At 71.4% G+C, this 15,345-nt stretch carries 17 protein-coding genes; 14 read left to right on the top strand and 3 right to left on the bottom strand.

Going from position 1 to position 15,345, the window contains the following annotated elements; all coding sequences use genetic code 11:
- The first annotated feature begins 38 nt into the window (after positions 1–38).
- From MODMU_RS17125 to MODMU_RS17105, 5 genes are all read left to right on the top strand, one after another.
- Entirely contained in the window at positions 39–1,577 is a 1,539-nt protein-coding gene (locus tag MODMU_RS17125) for an AMP-binding protein (RefSeq protein WP_014741582.1), read from the top strand.
- A gap of 182 nt (positions 1,578–1,759) precedes the next feature.
- Entirely contained in the window at positions 1,760–3,202 is a 1,443-nt protein-coding gene (locus MODMU_RS17120; RefSeq protein WP_231851658.1) for a C40 family peptidase, read from the top strand.
- A 196-nt stretch (positions 3,203–3,398) separates the two neighbouring features.
- Positions 3,399–4,709: an AAA family ATPase gene (locus MODMU_RS17115; RefSeq protein ID WP_041795372.1), complete on the top strand. Its 1,311-nt coding sequence runs from the start codon at positions 3,399–3,401 to the stop codon at positions 4,707–4,709.
- Complete coding sequence (locus MODMU_RS17110) at positions 4,706–5,683, top strand: DUF58 domain-containing protein (protein ID WP_014741578.1); 978 nt, start codon at positions 4,706–4,708, stop codon at positions 5,681–5,683. The genes MODMU_RS17115 and MODMU_RS17110 overlap by 4 nt, the downstream gene beginning before the upstream one ends.
- On the top strand, positions 5,680–6,636 hold the full coding sequence (locus MODMU_RS17105) for a VWA domain-containing protein (RefSeq protein ID WP_014741577.1): 957 nt from the start codon (positions 5,680–5,682) through the stop codon (positions 6,634–6,636). The genes MODMU_RS17110 and MODMU_RS17105 overlap by 4 nt, the downstream gene beginning before the upstream one ends.
- 81 nt (positions 6,637–6,717) lie before the next feature.
- Here MODMU_RS17105 and MODMU_RS17100 read toward each other — a convergent pair whose 3' ends face one another.
- A complete protein-coding gene (locus tag MODMU_RS17100) occupies positions 6,718–7,689 on the bottom strand; it encodes a quinone oxidoreductase family protein (protein ID WP_014741576.1) in 972 nt (323 codons plus the stop codon).
- 121 nt (positions 7,690–7,810) lie between these two features.
- Entirely contained in the window at positions 7,811–7,948 is a 138-nt protein-coding gene (locus tag MODMU_RS28595; protein ID WP_166503521.1) for a hypothetical protein, read from the bottom strand.
- A gap of 269 nt (positions 7,949–8,217) precedes the next feature.
- On the opposite strand from MODMU_RS28595, the gene MODMU_RS17090 reads away from it, so the two are divergent.
- The 6 genes from MODMU_RS17090 (at position 8,218) to MODMU_RS17065 (ending at position 12,551) form a co-directional block, all read left to right on the top strand.
- Positions 8,218–8,766, top strand: coding sequence for a PH domain-containing protein (locus tag MODMU_RS17090; protein ID WP_014741574.1), 549 nt, complete (start codon positions 8,218–8,220; stop codon positions 8,764–8,766).
- A 63-nt stretch (positions 8,767–8,829) separates the two neighbouring features.
- Positions 8,830–10,467: an AAA family ATPase gene (locus MODMU_RS17085; protein WP_014741573.1), complete on the top strand. Its 1,638-nt coding sequence runs from the start codon at positions 8,830–8,832 to the stop codon at positions 10,465–10,467.
- 8 nt (positions 10,468–10,475) lie between these two features.
- Positions 10,476–10,901: a hypothetical protein gene (locus MODMU_RS17080; RefSeq protein ID WP_014741572.1), complete on the top strand. Its 426-nt coding sequence runs from the start codon at positions 10,476–10,478 to the stop codon at positions 10,899–10,901.
- Positions 10,902–10,915: 14 nt separating this feature from the next.
- Positions 10,916–11,119 carry a DUF2997 domain-containing protein gene (locus MODMU_RS17075; protein WP_197537339.1) on the top strand — a complete coding sequence of 68 codons (204 nt, stop codon included), beginning with the start codon at positions 10,916–10,918 and terminating at the stop codon, positions 11,117–11,119.
- Positions 11,116–11,880, top strand: coding sequence for a ComEA family DNA-binding protein (locus MODMU_RS17070; RefSeq protein ID WP_014741571.1), 765 nt, complete (start codon positions 11,116–11,118; stop codon positions 11,878–11,880). Before MODMU_RS17075 ends, MODMU_RS17070 begins: the two co-directional genes overlap by 4 nt.
- Positions 11,880–12,551: a 4Fe-4S single cluster domain-containing protein gene (locus MODMU_RS17065; RefSeq protein WP_083869828.1), complete on the top strand. Its 672-nt coding sequence runs from the start codon at positions 11,880–11,882 to the stop codon at positions 12,549–12,551. Before MODMU_RS17070 ends, MODMU_RS17065 begins: the two co-directional genes overlap by 1 nt.
- 18 nt (positions 12,552–12,569) lie before the next feature.
- Here MODMU_RS17065 and MODMU_RS27795 read toward each other — a convergent pair whose 3' ends face one another.
- Positions 12,570–12,719 (bottom strand): Zn-dependent oxidoreductase, encoded by a 150-nt coding sequence (locus MODMU_RS27795; protein ID WP_014741569.1) that lies wholly within the window; start codon positions 12,717–12,719, stop codon positions 12,570–12,572.
- 317 nt (positions 12,720–13,036) lie between these two features.
- On the opposite strand from MODMU_RS27795, the gene MODMU_RS28590 reads away from it, so the two are divergent.
- The 3 genes from MODMU_RS28590 (at position 13,037) to MODMU_RS17055 (ending at position 15,340) form a co-directional block, all read left to right on the top strand.
- On the top strand, positions 13,037–13,189 hold the full coding sequence (locus MODMU_RS28590; RefSeq protein ID WP_166503520.1) for a hypothetical protein: 153 nt from the start codon (positions 13,037–13,039) through the stop codon (positions 13,187–13,189).
- A 94-nt stretch (positions 13,190–13,283) separates the two neighbouring features.
- Entirely contained in the window at positions 13,284–14,924 is a 1,641-nt protein-coding gene (locus MODMU_RS17060; protein WP_014741568.1) for an MFS transporter, read from the top strand.
- Positions 14,925–14,926: 2 nt separating this feature from the next.
- Positions 14,927–15,340, top strand: coding sequence for a VOC family protein (locus MODMU_RS17055; protein WP_014741567.1), 414 nt, complete (start codon positions 14,927–14,929; stop codon positions 15,338–15,340).
- Positions 15,341–15,345 lie beyond the last annotated feature (5 nt).

Here is a 15,345-nt window from a genome sequence, read left to right as displayed (position 1 = left end):
CGTGATCGCGACCACGTTCCGAGCACCGAGGAGCCGGCATGCGCGTGCCCTTGACCACCCGTGACTTCCTCGACCGGGCGGAGCTCGTCTACGGCGACCGGATCGGCATCGTCGACGAACCCACCCAGCCGGCCGCTCCGCTGGGCGAGCTGACCTACCGCGAGGTGGCCCGCCGCGGCCGGGCGATCGCCGCTGGGCTGGACGCGCTCGGCGTGGGGGAGGGGGAGCGGGTGGCCGTGGTCAGCCACAACTCCGCCCGGCTGCTCGAGCTGCTCTACGCCGTCCCCTCGTTCGGCCGGGTGCTGGTTCCGATCAACTTCCGGCTGTCGCCGGCGGAGTTCGCCTACATCGCCGAGCACAGCGGGGCCAGCGTGCTGCTGGCCGACCCCGAGGTCGAGCAGCAGCTGGCCGGCATCGAGGTCAAGCACCGCTTCCTGCTCGGCGAGGAGTACGAGTCCGGGCTGCTCCGGTTCGACGCCGAACCGCGACCGTGGACCGAGCCGGACGAGGACGCCACCGCGACGATCAACTACACCAGCGGGACGACAGCGCGGCCCAAGGGCGTGCAGATGACCCACCGCAACATCTGGGTCAACGCCACCACGTTCGGCATGCACATGCAGGTCAGCGACCGCGACGTCTACCTGCACACCCTGCCGATGTTCCACTGCAACGGCTGGGGTCTGCCCTACACCAGCGCGGGGCTCGGCGTCCGGCAGGTGCCGATCCGCAAGATCGACGGTGCGGAGATCCTCCGCCGGGTCGAGCAGCACGGCGTGACGCTGATGGCCGGTGCCCCGGCGGTGTGGAACGCGGTGCTCGACGCCGCCGCGGACTGGGACGGGCCGGTGCCCGGACGCGACCAGGTGCGGATCGTCGTCGCCGGTGCGCCGCCGCCCTCGCGCACCATCGCCCGGGTCGAGGAGGAGCTCGGCTGGGAGTTCAACCAGATCTACGGGCTCACCGAGACCGCGCCGCTGCTGACCATCAACCGGCCCCGGGCCGAGTACGACCAGCTCAGCCCGGAGGACCGCGCGAAGGCGCTCTCCCGGGCCGGGGTGCCGGCGCTGGGCACCCGGATGACGGTCAGCGAGAGCGGCGAGGTGCTCGCCCAGGGCAACACCGTGCTGGCCGGCTACTGGGAGAACCCGGGTGCCTCGGCCGAGGCGCTCGACGGCGGCTGGTTCCACACCGGCGACGGCGGGACGATCGACGAGGGCGGCTACCTCACCATCTCCGACCGCAAGAAGGACGTGATCATCACCGGCGGGGAGAACGTCTCCTCGATCGAGGTGGAGGACGCCGTCTTCAGCCACCCCGCCGTCGCCGAGGTCGCCGTGATCGGCGTCCCGGACGAGAAGTGGGGCGAGATGGTCACCGCGCTCGTCGTCCTCTCCGAGGGGCAGTCGGTGACCGAGGCCGAGCTGATCGCCCACACCCGGGAGCGCATCGCCGGCTACAAGGCGCCCAAGCGGGTCGAGTTCCGCGAGGCCATCCCGCGGACCGCCACCGGCAAGATCCAGAAGTTCAAGCTCCGCCAGGCCTTCTGGACCGACCAGGGCCGCCAGGTGAACTGAGTAAGGACCCCCGACATGTCGGCCTCCCCCGGAGGGGGGAGGTCCGCCTGACGGCACTGTGCCGTCCCCCCGAAGCGGTCGATGTCCCCGGCGAGAGAGCACACCCCCACGGGTGTGCCGGGACTGGTCGAGACCGGCGTCGCTGAGCACCTGGGCGCCGGCAGCGGAGGAGTCGGGGAACAGTGGACACGCAGGCTGGCACCACCACGAGCACCACCGGTCGAGGGCCGGGGGTGCGCTGGACGACCCGTCTGGTCGGCGTCGGCGCGGCCGTCGCCATCGGGCTGGGCATGGCGCCCGGCACCGCCACGGCGGCGCCGGTCAACCCCAGCGACGCGGACCTGAGCGCCGCCGAGCAGGCGCGGCAGGCCGCTGCCGCCGAGGTCGGGCAGATCACCGCCGCCCTCGCCGCCGCGCAGGACGCCGCCGCGGACGCCTCCGCCGCGGCGAACATCGCGCTGGATGACTACGAGGAGAAGCTGGCCGCCTACGACGAGGCGCGGGCCGCGGCGGACGCCGCCGCAGCCGCCGCCGCGCAGGCCGACATCGACCTACAGGGCGGCCGCGACGAGGTGGCGAGCTTCGCCCGGGACAGCTACAAGCAGGGCAGCACGTCCTCCGACGCCGTCGCGCTGATGGCCTCGGGCGGGCCGGCGGAGCTGCTCGAGCGGGCCGCGCTGCTCGACGCCGTCGGTGAGCAGCGGGTCGACGTCCTCCAGCAGCTCACCGTGCTGGAGCAGCAGGCCACCGCCGCCGACGAGGCCGCGAAGCAGAGCGTCGGCCAGGCCGACACGCTCAAGGCCGAGGCCGCCACCCTGCTGGCCACCGCGCAGGACCAGGAGGTCGCCGCGCGCAGCCAGGAGGCGGCGCTTGCCGACCAGCAGGACGCCGTCGAGGACCAGTTGGCCACCGCCCAGCAGACCCTGGACAGCCTCGAGGGCCAGCGCAGCGCAGCCGAGACCTACGCCCAGCAGCAGGCCGCCGCTGCCGCCGCCGCAGCGGCCGCCGCGAGCCGCCCGAGCGCCTCGGCGAGTTCCTCGGCGCCGGCGTCCCGCCCGTCCAGCTCGTCGGCGGGTGCCTCGACCGGTTCGTCGTCCTCGTCCGGTTCGTCGTCCTCGTCGTCCTCGTCGGGCTCCTCGGCGAGCGCCGGCTCCGGCAGCTCGGCGAAGCCCGCGCCGGTGCAGGACACCACGGCCGGTGCACCCTCGGGCTCGGCGGTGCAGACCGCGATCGCGGCGGCCAAGACCCAGCTGGGGCTGCCCTACTCGTGGGGTGGCGGCGGCAGCAGCGGGCCCAGCTACGGCATCCCGCCGGACACCGGGATCTGGGGCTTCGACTGCTCCGGCCTGACCCAGTACGCCTACGCGCGGGCCGGCATCCAGATCGGCGGCACCAGCCGCGACCAGTGGTACCGGTTCCGCGGCAACACGGTCGCCAAGGCCGACCTGCAGGCCGGTGACCTGGTGTTCTGGGCGAGCGGCAGCTCGTACACCTCGATCTACCACGTGGCGCTCTACATCGGTGGCGGCAAGGTGGTCCAGGCCCCGCAGAGCGGCGACGTCGTCAAGATCAGCAACATGTGGTACGGCAGCGACTACTTCGGCGCCCTGCGGCCGACCGGCTGAGGCAGGACCCGGGGCACGTCACCGGGGGAGAAGTAGGCGTCGGGCAGCCACGGGGGGAGCTGCCCGACGCGGGATGAGGCTAGCAGCCCCGTGATGCCGTGGGCAGGTTCCCACGCACCGCGGGGGACGGCGGCCGACATTTCTGCCCCGTCGCGCGTCCGCGGCGGGCACAGCCGGGTGTAGGACACTGGCCGGTGTGACCGCTGCCAGCAGCCCGCCCGTGCCCGACCAGCCCACCCCGCCGTCGGTCGACGCCGCCCGCCTGGAGCGTGCGTTGTTCGAGATCAAGCGGGTCATCGTCGGTCAGGACCGGCTCGTGGAGCGGATGCTGGTCGGCCTGCTCGCTCGCGGGCACGTGCTCCTGGAGGGCGTGCCCGGCGTCGCGAAGACCCTCGCGGTCGGGACGCTGGCGAAGGTCGTGGGCGGCGAGTTCGCCCGGCTGCAGTTCACCCCGGACCTGGTGCCCGCCGACATCATCGGCACCCGGATCTACAAGGCCGGCCAGGACGCCTTCGACACCGAGCTCGGGCCGGTGTTCGCCAACTTCGTGCTCGCCGACGAGATCAACCGGGCGCCGGCGAAGGTGCAGTCCGCGCTGCTGGAGGTCATGGCCGAGCGGCAGGTCTCCATCGGCGGGGTCACCCACAAGCTGCCCGACCCGTTCCTGGTGCTGGCAACCCAGAACCCGATCGAGAACGAGGGCGTCTACCCGCTCCCCGAGGCGCAGCGAGACCGCTTCCTGCTCAAGATCCTGGTCGACTACCCGTCGCCGGAGGAGGAGCGGGAGATCATCTACCGGATGGGCTCCACGCCGCCGGAGGCGCAGACCGTGCTCGGCCCGGACGACGTCCGGCGGCTGCAGCGCACCGCCTCGGAGGTGTTCGTCCACCACGCCCTGGTCGACTACGTCGTCCGGCTGGTGGTGGCCACCCGCGCCCCGCGCGAGCACGGCATGGCCGACGTCGCCGGCTGGGTCGCCTACGGCGCGAGCCCGCGTGCCTCGCTCGGCCTGATCGCCGCCGGCCGGGCGCTGGCCCTCATCCGCGGCCGCGACTACGTGCTGCCGCAGGACGTCCTGGACGTCACCGCCGACGTGCTGCGGCACCGCCTGGTGCTCAGCTACGACGCCCTGGCCGACGGCGTGCCGGCCGACCACATCGTGCGCCGGGTCGTGGAGAGCGTCCCGCTGCCGCAGGTCACCCCGCGCCAGCGGTCCGGCGGCTTCGGCCCTGGCAGCCCCGGCGGCCCGGTGGTGCCCGGGTTCGGCGGCGGTCCCTTCGGCGCGCCCACGGGTCAGCCGCAGGGTCAGCCCGGGTCCTATGGTCCGCAGCCCGGCCAGCCGCCGTTCGGTCAGCAGCCGTTCGGCCAGCAGGGCCGGCCGCCGTTCGGCCAGCCGCAGGGCCAGCCGAACCCCTACGGCCCGCCCGCCGGGCAGCCCGGCACCGGGTCGACCGCGGCGTCGCAGCCGGAGCGCCCGGACGGCGGCTCCGGGCCGCACCCGGTGTGACCGGACCCGAGGAGCAGCCGGACGGGTGGACCCCTGACCGCCCGGCGGACGACGGCGCGCCCCCGCACTTCGGCGCCGGCAGCTCGGCGGAGGTGCTGCTGCGCCGGCTGGAGCTGACCGTGCGACGCCGGCTGGACGGGCTGCTGCAGGGCGACCACCTGGGCCTGGTGCCGGGCTCCGGCAGCGAGGCCGGCGACGCCCGCACCTACCACCCGGGTGACGACGTCCGGCGGATGGACTGGCCGGTGACCGCCCGCACCCAGGTGCCGCACGTGCGGGAGACCATCGCCGACCGCGAGCTGGAGGCCTGGGCGGTGCTGGACCTGTCGGCGAGCCTGGACTTCGGCACCGCGAACTGCGAGAAGCGCGACCTGGCGATCGCCGGGCTGGCCGCCGTCAGCCACCTCACCGTGCGGGGCGGCAACCGGCTGGGCGCCGTCGTCACCACCGGCGAGCGGGTGGACCGCTACCCGGCGACGGCGGGTCGGCTGGCCGCCGACCGGCTGCTGCGCTCCGTCGTCGCCACGCCGCGGGCCGCGGGCGGCCGCCGGGGTGACCTGGCCGCGGCGCTGGAGTCGCTGCGCCGGCCGCCGCGGCGCCGCGGGCTGGTCGTGGTGATCTCGGACTTCCTCGGCGACGCGGACTGGGAGCGCCCGCTGCGCGGCCTGTCCGCCCGGCAGGACCTGCTGGCGATCGAGGTGGTCGACCCGCGGGAGCTGGAACTGGCCGACGTCGGGCTGCTCACCGTGGTCGACCCGGAGTCCGGCCAGACGCTGGAGGTGCCCACCGGCAACGCCGAGGTCCGCCGCCGGTTCGCCGAGGGCGCGGCCGCGCAGCGCCGGGAGATCGCCGCCGGGCTGCGCCGGGCCGGCGCGGGTCACCTGCGGCTGCAGACCGACCGCGACTGGCTGGCCGACGTCGTCCGTTTCGTCGCCGACCGCCGGCGTGCCGGCAGCGGGGGAGCTTCCCGATGACCTTCCAGTCGCCCTGGTGGCTGCTGGCCTTGATCGCCGTCGTCGCGCTGGCCGGCTTCTACGTCCTGCTGCAGCTGCGCCGGGCCCGGTACGCGGCGCGGTTCACCAACGTCGCGCTGCTCGGCTCGCTGGTGCCCAAGCGCGCCGGGTGGCGGCGGCACGTGGCGTTCGGCCTGGTCTGCCTCGGGCTCGGCGTGCTGGTGGTGTCGCTGGCCGCTCCGAGCACCGAGATCCGGGTGCCGAGGGAGCGGGCGACCGTGATCATGGCCGTCGACGTCTCGCTGTCCATGCAGGCCACCGACATCGAGCCGGACCGCTTCTCGGCGATGCAGGTCGCGGCCAAGGAGTTCGTCAAGGTGCTGCCCGCGCGGATCAACCTGGGGCTGGTGTCCTTCGCCGGGACGGCCAGCACGCTGGTCACCCCGACCACGGACCGGGACGAGGTGCGCACCGCCATCGACAACCTGCAGCTGGCCGAGGCGACCGCCATCGGGGACGCCGTCTTCACCTCGCTGACGGCGATCACGAACTTCCAGGCGACGCTGGACTCGGCCGCGGAAGACCTGCCGCCGGCGCGGATCGTGCTGCTGTCCGACGGGTACAGCACCGTCGGCCGGGAGGCGACCCAGGCCGTGGACGCCGCCAACGCCGCGCAGGTGCCGGTGTCGACCATCGCGTTCGGCACCGACTACGGCACCCTCGACCTCAACGGCGAGACGGTGCCGGTGCCGGTCGACCGCTCCACGCTGGAGCAGATCGCCGACGACACCGGCGGCAGCTACAGCGAGGCGGCGACCGCGCAGGAGCTGGAGGAGGTGTACGAGGACCTGGGCAGCCAGATCGGGTACACCAGCGAGCCGCACGACATCAGCCCGTGGTTCGTCCGCGGCGGGCTGCTGTTCGCCTTCCTCGGCATCGTCGCCTCCCTGCTCTGGACCAACCGCCTGCTCTGAGCAGTCCCCCTCAGGCATAGGAGCCTTTGCACCCGGTTCGAGGCCGCAGACCGGGTGCAGAGCCTCCTATGCCTGCTCGGTTCAGCGGGAGGGGTCGAGGGTGAGCTTGCCGCTGGTGCGGCGGGCCCGGAGGTCCTGGTGCGCCTCGCGGACGGCGGTCAGCGGGTAGCGGCCACCGGACACCGGCTTCAGGGCGCCGTCGGCGACCAGCGGCAGCAGCTCGCCCATCGCCTGGTCGAGCATCTCCGGGCGGCTGAAGCAGTGCGCCAGCCAGAACCCGATCACCGCGCGGCTGGTGCCCATCAGCGAGGGGACGTTGACCGGCTTGGGCGCCTCGCGCCCGGCCATGCCGTAGGCGACGAGCCGGCCGAAGGGCGCCAGCGCGGACAGCGACCCGTCGAGCACGTGCCCGCCGGTCATCTCCAGGACGACGTCGACCCGCTTGCCGCCGTTGGCCTCGCGCAGCGCGGCCGTGAAGGTCTTCGGGTCGTCGTCGGCCAGCGCCGGGTCGACGGTGGCGTCGGCGCCGAGGGACTCGGCGAGCTCGCGCTTCTCCGGGCTGGACGCGGTGGCGATGACCCGGCCGGCGCCCCAGCGCTTGGCCAGCTGGACGGCGAGCGAGCCGACCCCGCCGGCGCCGGCGATGACCACCACGGACTCGCCCTCGGCCAGGTGGGCGGAGGTGCGCAGCAGGTGCCAGGCGGTGGTGCCCTGCAGGACGACGGCCAGGGCCTGCTCGTCGGTGACCGCCTCGGGCACCGGCCAGGTCAGCCGCGGGTCGGTCGCGACCTTCTGCGCGTAGCCGCCGCCGGCGAGCAGCCCGACCACCCGCGGGCCACCCTCGGCGGCGGTGCCGACGAACTCCGCACCCGGGATGAGCGGGAGCGTCTGCGGGGCGAGGTAGCTGTCCTCGGTCTGGTGGGTGTCAGCGAAGTTGACTCCTGAGGAGCTGATGTCGAAGAGCTGCTCGCCGTCCCCCGGAGTTGGGTCGGGCAGGTCGACGACGTCCATGACCTCGGGGCCGCCGAAGCGGGTGATCTGCACAGCACGCATGACAGGCAGGCTAGGGGCTCGTCGGGGTCGGCTGGGCGGGAGAGTCGGCCCGCCCCGGCCGACGAGCCGCCGGGATGGCGGCGCCGGAGCCGGTCGACCACTCAACGTTCACGTCGGTGGTCTACCGCCAGGTGGATGCCGCGGCGCTCGCGGCCAGCCAGGCGCTGCCGTCGAGGACGAAGCGCATCCGGACGCTGAGCGGCCAGGTCCCGCTGGCTCCCCAGATGGTGGCGTCGGTGCGGGTGCGCGCGGCCAGCACCGGTGAGCCATGGAGCCGACGGTGACGGGCCGCTTGACGCAGCTGATTTGCCCTGACTTCCGCGGTGATGGGGCGCGCCCGTCGTGGACAGGCTCACGCCGGCGCTTGCCCGTTGGCTCGCGCCAACAACGGGCGGCCGAGCCGTTGCCTGCGCGGTGCCCCCTCAACAGCCACACCGGCAACGTAGCTGCCACCAGTCCTCAGGTTACGGGCCAGTTGCGTCCCGATGTGGTCAACTGCCGCACAAGCACAGTCGAGCGAGGAGCCCCATGACCGAGGACCTGCGACCGGATATCGCAGCCGCTGCTGCACTTCTCCCCAGCACCCTGGGAAGCAAGCGGGAGATTCGCAAGCTGATCGAACACCTGTGGGAAGACGAGCGCGTCGAGCAGTTGAGCACCGGGATGTACGGCAAGGGGAATGGGATCCTCGTCCGCACGGACCGTCGCCTTCTTTTCCTGGTCGACGGTTGGACCGGTGCGACCTCTGAGGACTTCCCTTTCACCCGTATCAGTTCTGTCCAGTGGTCCTCCGGGATGCTAATGGGCACGGTCACCATCTTCGCCAGCGGCAACAAGGCGGAGATCAAGAACGTGCACAAGGAGATCGGCAAGAACATGGTGGACGCCGTCCGGGCGACCATCTCGCGGCCTGCCCCTCCTATCTACACTGCGCCGCCCGTCTCCCTTTCGTCTGCTCCCTCCGGCGGCGCAGATGTGTTCGAGCAGCTACGCAAGCTCGGTGAGTTGCGGGACGCCGGCGTCGTCACCGTCGCGGAGTTCGACGCCAAGAAGGCGGAGTTGCTTGCCCGACTTTGACTGTGTGGAGCAGTCAAGCGGACTGCCACGCATGATCGTCCGAGATCAAGAAGTGAGACAATAATGAGTGGCGGTTCCCGCTTCGTCGATGCACTCGTCGAACTGGTCAGAGCACGGCATCCACTCCTCCTCGTGGAGACTCACGAGGAGGAGCGGGTACTCACGGCAGTGCAGGCGATCGTGTCGGACGAAGCCGCTCTCAAGAGGCGCCGTTCCCTGGCCGTCTACACGCTGTCTAAGGGCCTGCATTCGCCGGGCACGCAGGGGCGCAAACAGGAGCCAGTAGAGGCGCTGGCCGCCATCGCGAAGGTCGAGGAACCCACGGTCTTCGTCTTCTTCGACCTCCACCACTCGCTGGGCGCTGGCGGTCGCCCCGCCGAACCAGCCGTGGTGCGGGCGCTGCTCGACGCCGCGCTGGCCTTCAAGTCCGGGGCGGTTCCCCACACGCTGGTTCTGGTCGCCCCGGCGCTCACCCTGCCGATCGACCTTGAGAAGGTCGTCACTGTGGTGGACCTCCCACTGCCCGACGCCACCGAAATCGCTGCCGTGCTGGACGAGATTGTGGCTGCCAATGCGCAGTACATCTCCGTCAACCTCAGCCAAGAGGAGCGGCAGCGGCTCGTCCAGGCGGCATTGGGGCTCACCCGGTGGGAGGCCGAGAATGCTTTCGCGCGCGCGATCGCCGCCGACGGCGTTCTGGACGCCTCGGACATTTCGCTAGTGCAGGACGAAAAGCGGCAGACAATCCGTAAGTCAGGCTTGCTCGAGTACATACCCTCCACCAGCAGTATTGATGACGTCGGAGGACTGGAGAATCTCAAGCGCTGGCTCGGAAAGCGCAACAACGCGTGGCTGGCAGACGCCGTGGACTGGTCGGTGCCGCCACCCAAAGGCATTCTCATCACCGGCATCCCCGGCTGCGGCAAGAGCCTTACCGCCAAATGCGTTTCCACGCTCTGGGGGCTGCCGCTCCTTCGAATGGACATTGGCAAGGTGTTCTCTGGGCTGGTCGGGTCCAGCGAACAGAACATGCGGGGGGCGCTGAAGCTCGCCGAGGCCGTCTCGCCGTCCATCCTCTGGATCGACGAGATTGAGAAGGGATTCGGTTCGTCGGGCGGCGGGGATTCCGGCACCAGTAGTCGGGTCTTCGGGACGTTCCTCACCTGGATGCAGGAGAAGTCCAGCGCGGTGTTCGTCATCGCCACGGCTAACAAGATCGATGCTCTACCTCCCGAGTTCCTCCGAAAAAGGCGTTTCGACGAAATCTTCTTTGTTGACCTGCCCACGGCGGCGGAACGGCGTCCCATCTGGGAGTTGCACCTCTCTCGGCGGCTGAAGCCCGGGAGCAGGTCTGCCGGGGCTGTCAGGGTCGACGACTCGCTCCTCGACGACCTGGTGGGGATCAGCGAGGGTTTCTCCGGTGCGGAGATCGAGCAGGCGGTGATCAGTGCCTGCTTTGATGCCTTCGCAGAGCAGCGGGCCCTGCTGGCCGAAGACCTTCGTCGGGCGGTCGACAACACCGTGCCGCTGTCGATCACCCAGGCGGAGCAGATCACCCAGATCCGGCGCTGGGCGGACACGCGAGCGGTCGCGGCAACGGCCACGGACGACCGGGACGACTACGCGGCGACCCCGTCTGCGGCCGGAGATTCTGACCCCGACGTCGCGTCCTGGCGCGGCGGTCGAACCATCGACTTCTAGGAGGGGTGATGAGTCTCGAACTGCTTCTGATTCCGCTGGGGATGGCCGCGTACACCGCGTGGAAGGAAGGCTCCAGTACGGCACTGTGCGAGAAGTGCCGGACGACCCGAATCACGGACACGGAACTGCTGCTGGCTGCGCTGGCGCGGATGGGGGTCAGCGGGGTCCAAGGGAACGACGACCGGCTCTGCGCGACGTCCGCGTACGGGACTCTCACCTTTCAGCGCATCGGCGAGGTATTTCTCGGCCGGGTGGACGGGGCGGCTGACGAGGAAACCCTCGCCATGCTCACCGATCTAGAGAAGGTTGCTGGGTTGATCGTGCAGGAGCGCGCCGTCGCACAACTGCGCCAGCGAGCCGGGGAGTTGGGCCTCACGTTGCTGACGGAGAAGGCCGAGGACGGCACCGTACAGCTCGTGTTCGAGGCCTCGTGATGGCGGTCCGACTCGTGGTCACGGTGGCCGCGGACGGCACCATCACGGCCGCTACGGAAAACGTCGACGGCCCGAAGTGCATGGACCAGATGGAGCTGTTGGAAGGGCTCTGCGCCCCAGCCCGGACCGTTGGCAGCAGGCTGACGGCCGACTATCGCGCCGTCGTGCAACAGGACGCTGAAGCGACCACGCATGTCATCGAGACGGAGACCAGATGACCACCCCCGAAGAGCGGCTGTGTTCTCGCAGCTGGCGAGTTCGCAACAGTGCTTGGCTCTTGTGGCCAGCCCTCAGCGCCGGCACGCTGACATCGATTGGACTCCTGATGAAGGGGGCCAAGACCAGACAACGCAGGTGGTTCATCTTCGCTGCGGTGTACGGGGCGTGGACTATCTGCTTCTTCGTCGCTAGCAGCTTCGTCGAGACCGGCACGAAGGAGAACCCCTCCGACAGTGTCGGCAGCAACGTTCTGTATTCAGCCATGTTGATCCTCTGGCTGGTGGGGATGGTGCATTGCTTCTACCTCAACCGCAGCTGGCTCCGCTGGCGAGCAGCCAACCCCAAGGGGCTGACAGCGTGGTATTCCAGTGGTGCTGGGGTGGCAAATCAGTCGGCCGGCCCGACGCGTGGGCTCGCCCAGGACCCAGCCGAGAAGCTGTCGGCGCTGTACCGGGGTGAAGCGCTCGCCCCCACGCGAGCCACCACGTCTGGACAGCACCAAACCGAGCCGGTGGACCTCAACACCGCATCTCCGTCCGACCTCGTCGCATTGGACCTCGACCAGTTGTGGGCCGATCGAATCATTGCGGCGCGGGCGCGGCTCGGCGGGTTCTCCGGAACGGACCAGGTGATGACGGAGGCCGGCGTGCCTCCGCACGTGTACGCGACCGTCCGCGGCCGCCTCCAGGTCTCTTCGGTCTCCACCGCGCCGACGCAGACCACCCCACCTAATGGCGGCGGCAGGCGGCTCGACTTCTGATGACCGGGCTGAGGCTTGCCCGAGTTCTGTTCGGCACGACGGCCGAGGGGCCGGGACTCCGCTGTGCTGTCTGGGTCCAAGGTTGCAGCATTCGGTGTAGCGGATGCATCAATCCGCATCTGTTCACGTCGCGGGGCGGCGAGGTGCACGATCCGGTGGAGCTTGTAAACCTTGCCGTCACGCGCGGCTGCGAGGGTCTGACAATTCTCGGTGGAGAACCGTTCGATCAGGCGGAGGGGTGCGCGGAGCTCGCCGAAGCTGGCCAGCGCGCTGGCCTCGGTGTCATCACCTTCAGCGGATACGAGCTGAAAGAGCTCAAGGCCCGGGGCGCGGGGAGCCACCGGCTCATCGAAGCCACCGATCTCCTGGTGGACGGGCCATACCGCGCGCATCAACCGGAGGAGAAACGGGGTTTGGTGGGGTCGTCCAACCAGCGGTTTCTCCACCTGACGGACAGGTACGCTCAGTTTGACCCGTACCGGCATGTCAACCGGGTCGACGTAAGGATCTCGGCGACCGGCCAAGCTGAGGTGGCGGGCTTTCTCGACGGCCAAGAGGTGCGGCAGCTAATGCAGCTGCTCGACGCGCGACGGACTACTCGCAGCGCGACTAATTTCCCTATCTCGGCTGGAAGTGACAGCCAAACTGAGGGTGTCGCCTGCCAGGAGTGACTGTGGCTGACATACCCCTCACGACTCCCGGTGATGGGTGTCGGCGAAGTTGACTCCTGAGGAGCTGATGTCGAAGAGCTGCTCGCCGTCCCCCGGAGTTGGGTCGGGCAGGTCGACGACGTCCATGACCTCGGGGCCGCCGAAGCGGGTGATCTGCACAGCACGCATGACGTGGAGGCTAGGGCCGGTCGGTCGGGGGTGCCGTGCAGAGGTGGGACACCGGCGTCCCGCGGTCCGACGACGCACCCGATCGAGAGGCTCGCCGGACGACCAGGCACGTCCGGGCGTGGTGGATCCTGGCCGCCCCGCTCCTCAGCACGACCACGAGGCCCGACCGCGGCTGGTCTCCACGTGCACGGCTTCGTGCTGGGCCTGCACGGACCGGCTCGGGCGGCCCCGGACGCAGCTCTCGACAGCGGAGGGTCGACCGGGGCGCCGAGCGACGACGAGCTGCCGGGAGCCGGGAGCCGAGAGACGAGGAACAGATGACCGACGTCCCACCCGTGCCGGAACCGGGCGCCCCGGCGTCGGCAGACGCGACCGCCCAGCCCCCGTTCCTGTTCGAGCTGCCCGTCAGGGCGGGCCGCCGCACCGTCGACCCGGTGCAGGACGGCGACGTCGAGGCGGCCGATCGCTGATGCTGGTCACGGCAGTCTCGCCGGTCATCGGGTACGACGAGGCGCCGGTGATCGCCGACCGGGTGGTCGACCCCCGCGTGAGGGTGGGCTCCCTGTGACGGCCTCGACCCCGCCGACCCCGGACCCGTGGGCGCCGCTGCGCCGACCGACGTTCCGGTTCGTCTGGATCGCCGCGTTCGTGGCCAACCTGGGCACCTGGATGCAGACCGTCGGCGGGCAGTGGCTGCTGGTCGAGCGACACAGCTCCAGCCTGCTGATCTCGCTGGTGCAGAGCGCCTCGAGCCTGCCGGTGCTGTTGCTGGTCATCCCGGCCGGCGTGGTGGCCGACTTCTTCGACCGGCGGCGGCTGTTGCTGGTCGCGCAGTGCGTGCAGGCCGTCGTCGCCGGGGCGCTCGCCCTGCTGACCGCGGCCGGCCGCACCTCCCCGGAGGTGCTGCTGCTGTTCACCTTCCTGCTCGGCTGCGGCGCGGCGGCGCAGCTCCCGGCCTACCAGTCCTTCATCTCCGACCTGCTGCCGCGCACCGAGCTCGGTGCCGGCGCCTCGCTCAGCTCCCTGGGCGTCAACCTGGCCCGGGCGGTGGGACCGGCCGTCGCCGGCCTGCTCGTCGCACCCCTCGGCGTCGCCTGGCTGTTCACCCTCAACGCGCTGAGCTTCCTGCTGTTCGCCGGGGCGCTGCTGGCCACCCGCAGCACCCAGCCGGCCACCGCCCCGGCGGCCCGGGCGGTCTCCTGGTCCAGCCTGGAGGCCGGTGGCCGCTACGTCCGGCACTCCCCGGCTGTCCGCCGCATCCTGCTCCGGCTGGTCCTGTTCGCGGTGCCGGCCAACGTGCTGTGGGCGCTGCTGGCCCCGCTCGCCGAGAGCCGGCTGGGCCTGTCGGCGACGGGCTACGGCGTGCTGCTCGGCGCGGCGGGGGTCGGCGCGGTGGCCGGCGCGGTGCTGATGCCCCGGCTGCGCACCCGCCTCAGCGCCTCGCAGCTGCTGACCGCGTCGGGGGCGGTCTACGGCGCCGGCCTGATCGGGTTGGCCTTCGTCCGCACCACGGCGGAGGCCGTCGTCGTCCTGCTGCCGGTCGGCGTCGCGTGGATCGCGGTGATCGCCGGGCTGAACGCGTCCACCCAGGCGTTCCTGCCCGACTGGGTACGGGCACGGGCGTTGGCGATCTACCAGATGGTGCTCTTCGCGTCGTTCGCCGGCAGCGCGGCCGCCTGGGGGGCGGTCGCCAACGGCATCGGGCTCACCCGCTCGTTCGGCCTCGCCGGGGTGCTGCTGCTGGCCACCACCGTGGCGGGCCTCTGGCTGCCGCTGCGGCGCACCGACATCGGTGACCGGACCGCGGTGACGACCGGGTTCCTCCCCGAGGTGACCGCGCTCGGTGCGGTCATCCCGAACGACCCGCTGGAGGTCGTCGTCCGCTACCGGGTGCCACCCGAGCGGCAGGCGGCCTTCCTCGAGGCCGTCGGCGAGCTGCGCACCAGCCGCCTGCGCAGCGGGAGCACCCAGTGGGCGCTGCTGCGCGACGCCGTGGCGGACGACGTCCTGGTCGAGCGCTACCGGGTCGCCTCCTGGGCCGACCACCGCGACCAGCACGACCGTCGGACCACCCCGTTCGACCAGGAGGTGCTGCAGCGGGTGGGCGCCCTTGCCGACAGCGTCAGCCCGGCCGAGCACCTGCTGTTCGTCGTCGTGCCGCATGCTCCACGGCACGTGCGCACCCGGACCCGGACTGGAGCGTGACAGTGAGCGCCTCACCCCCCTTCGCGTCGGTCACCGACGTCTTCTGCTTCGTCCCCGACCTCGCCGCCGCCACCGCCTGGTACACCGACCGTCTGGGCTCACCGCCGGTGCTGGTGGCCCGTCAGCTGGCCCGCTTCGACCTCGGCGGATCCCGGTTGACCGTCCACTCGATCGACGAGTTCAACGGCGGTGGCCCCGCCGGGTGCGTCGCCTGCTGGGACGTCGAGGACGTCGACGCGCTGGTCGCCGAGTGGGTGCGACACGGCGCGGTCGCCCACCGCGGCCCCAAGACGATCATGACGGGGGAGCGGCTGTGCCAGCTGCGCGACCCGTTCGGGAACCTCCTCGGCGTCCGGCAAGCCCCCGCTCCGGCTGCCCCGCTTCCCAGCGGAGGCACCGACGTCGCCGCGGGGTGACGATC

Origin of the sequence: Modestobacter italicus (assembly GCF_000306785.1) — a bacterium.
In the GTDB taxonomy this organism is placed as follows: Bacteria; Actinomycetota; Actinomycetes; order Mycobacteriales; family Geodermatophilaceae; genus Modestobacter; species Modestobacter italicus.
Note: the sequence above shows the minus strand (reverse complement) of the source record. Positions and strands in the feature narration are given on the sequence as shown.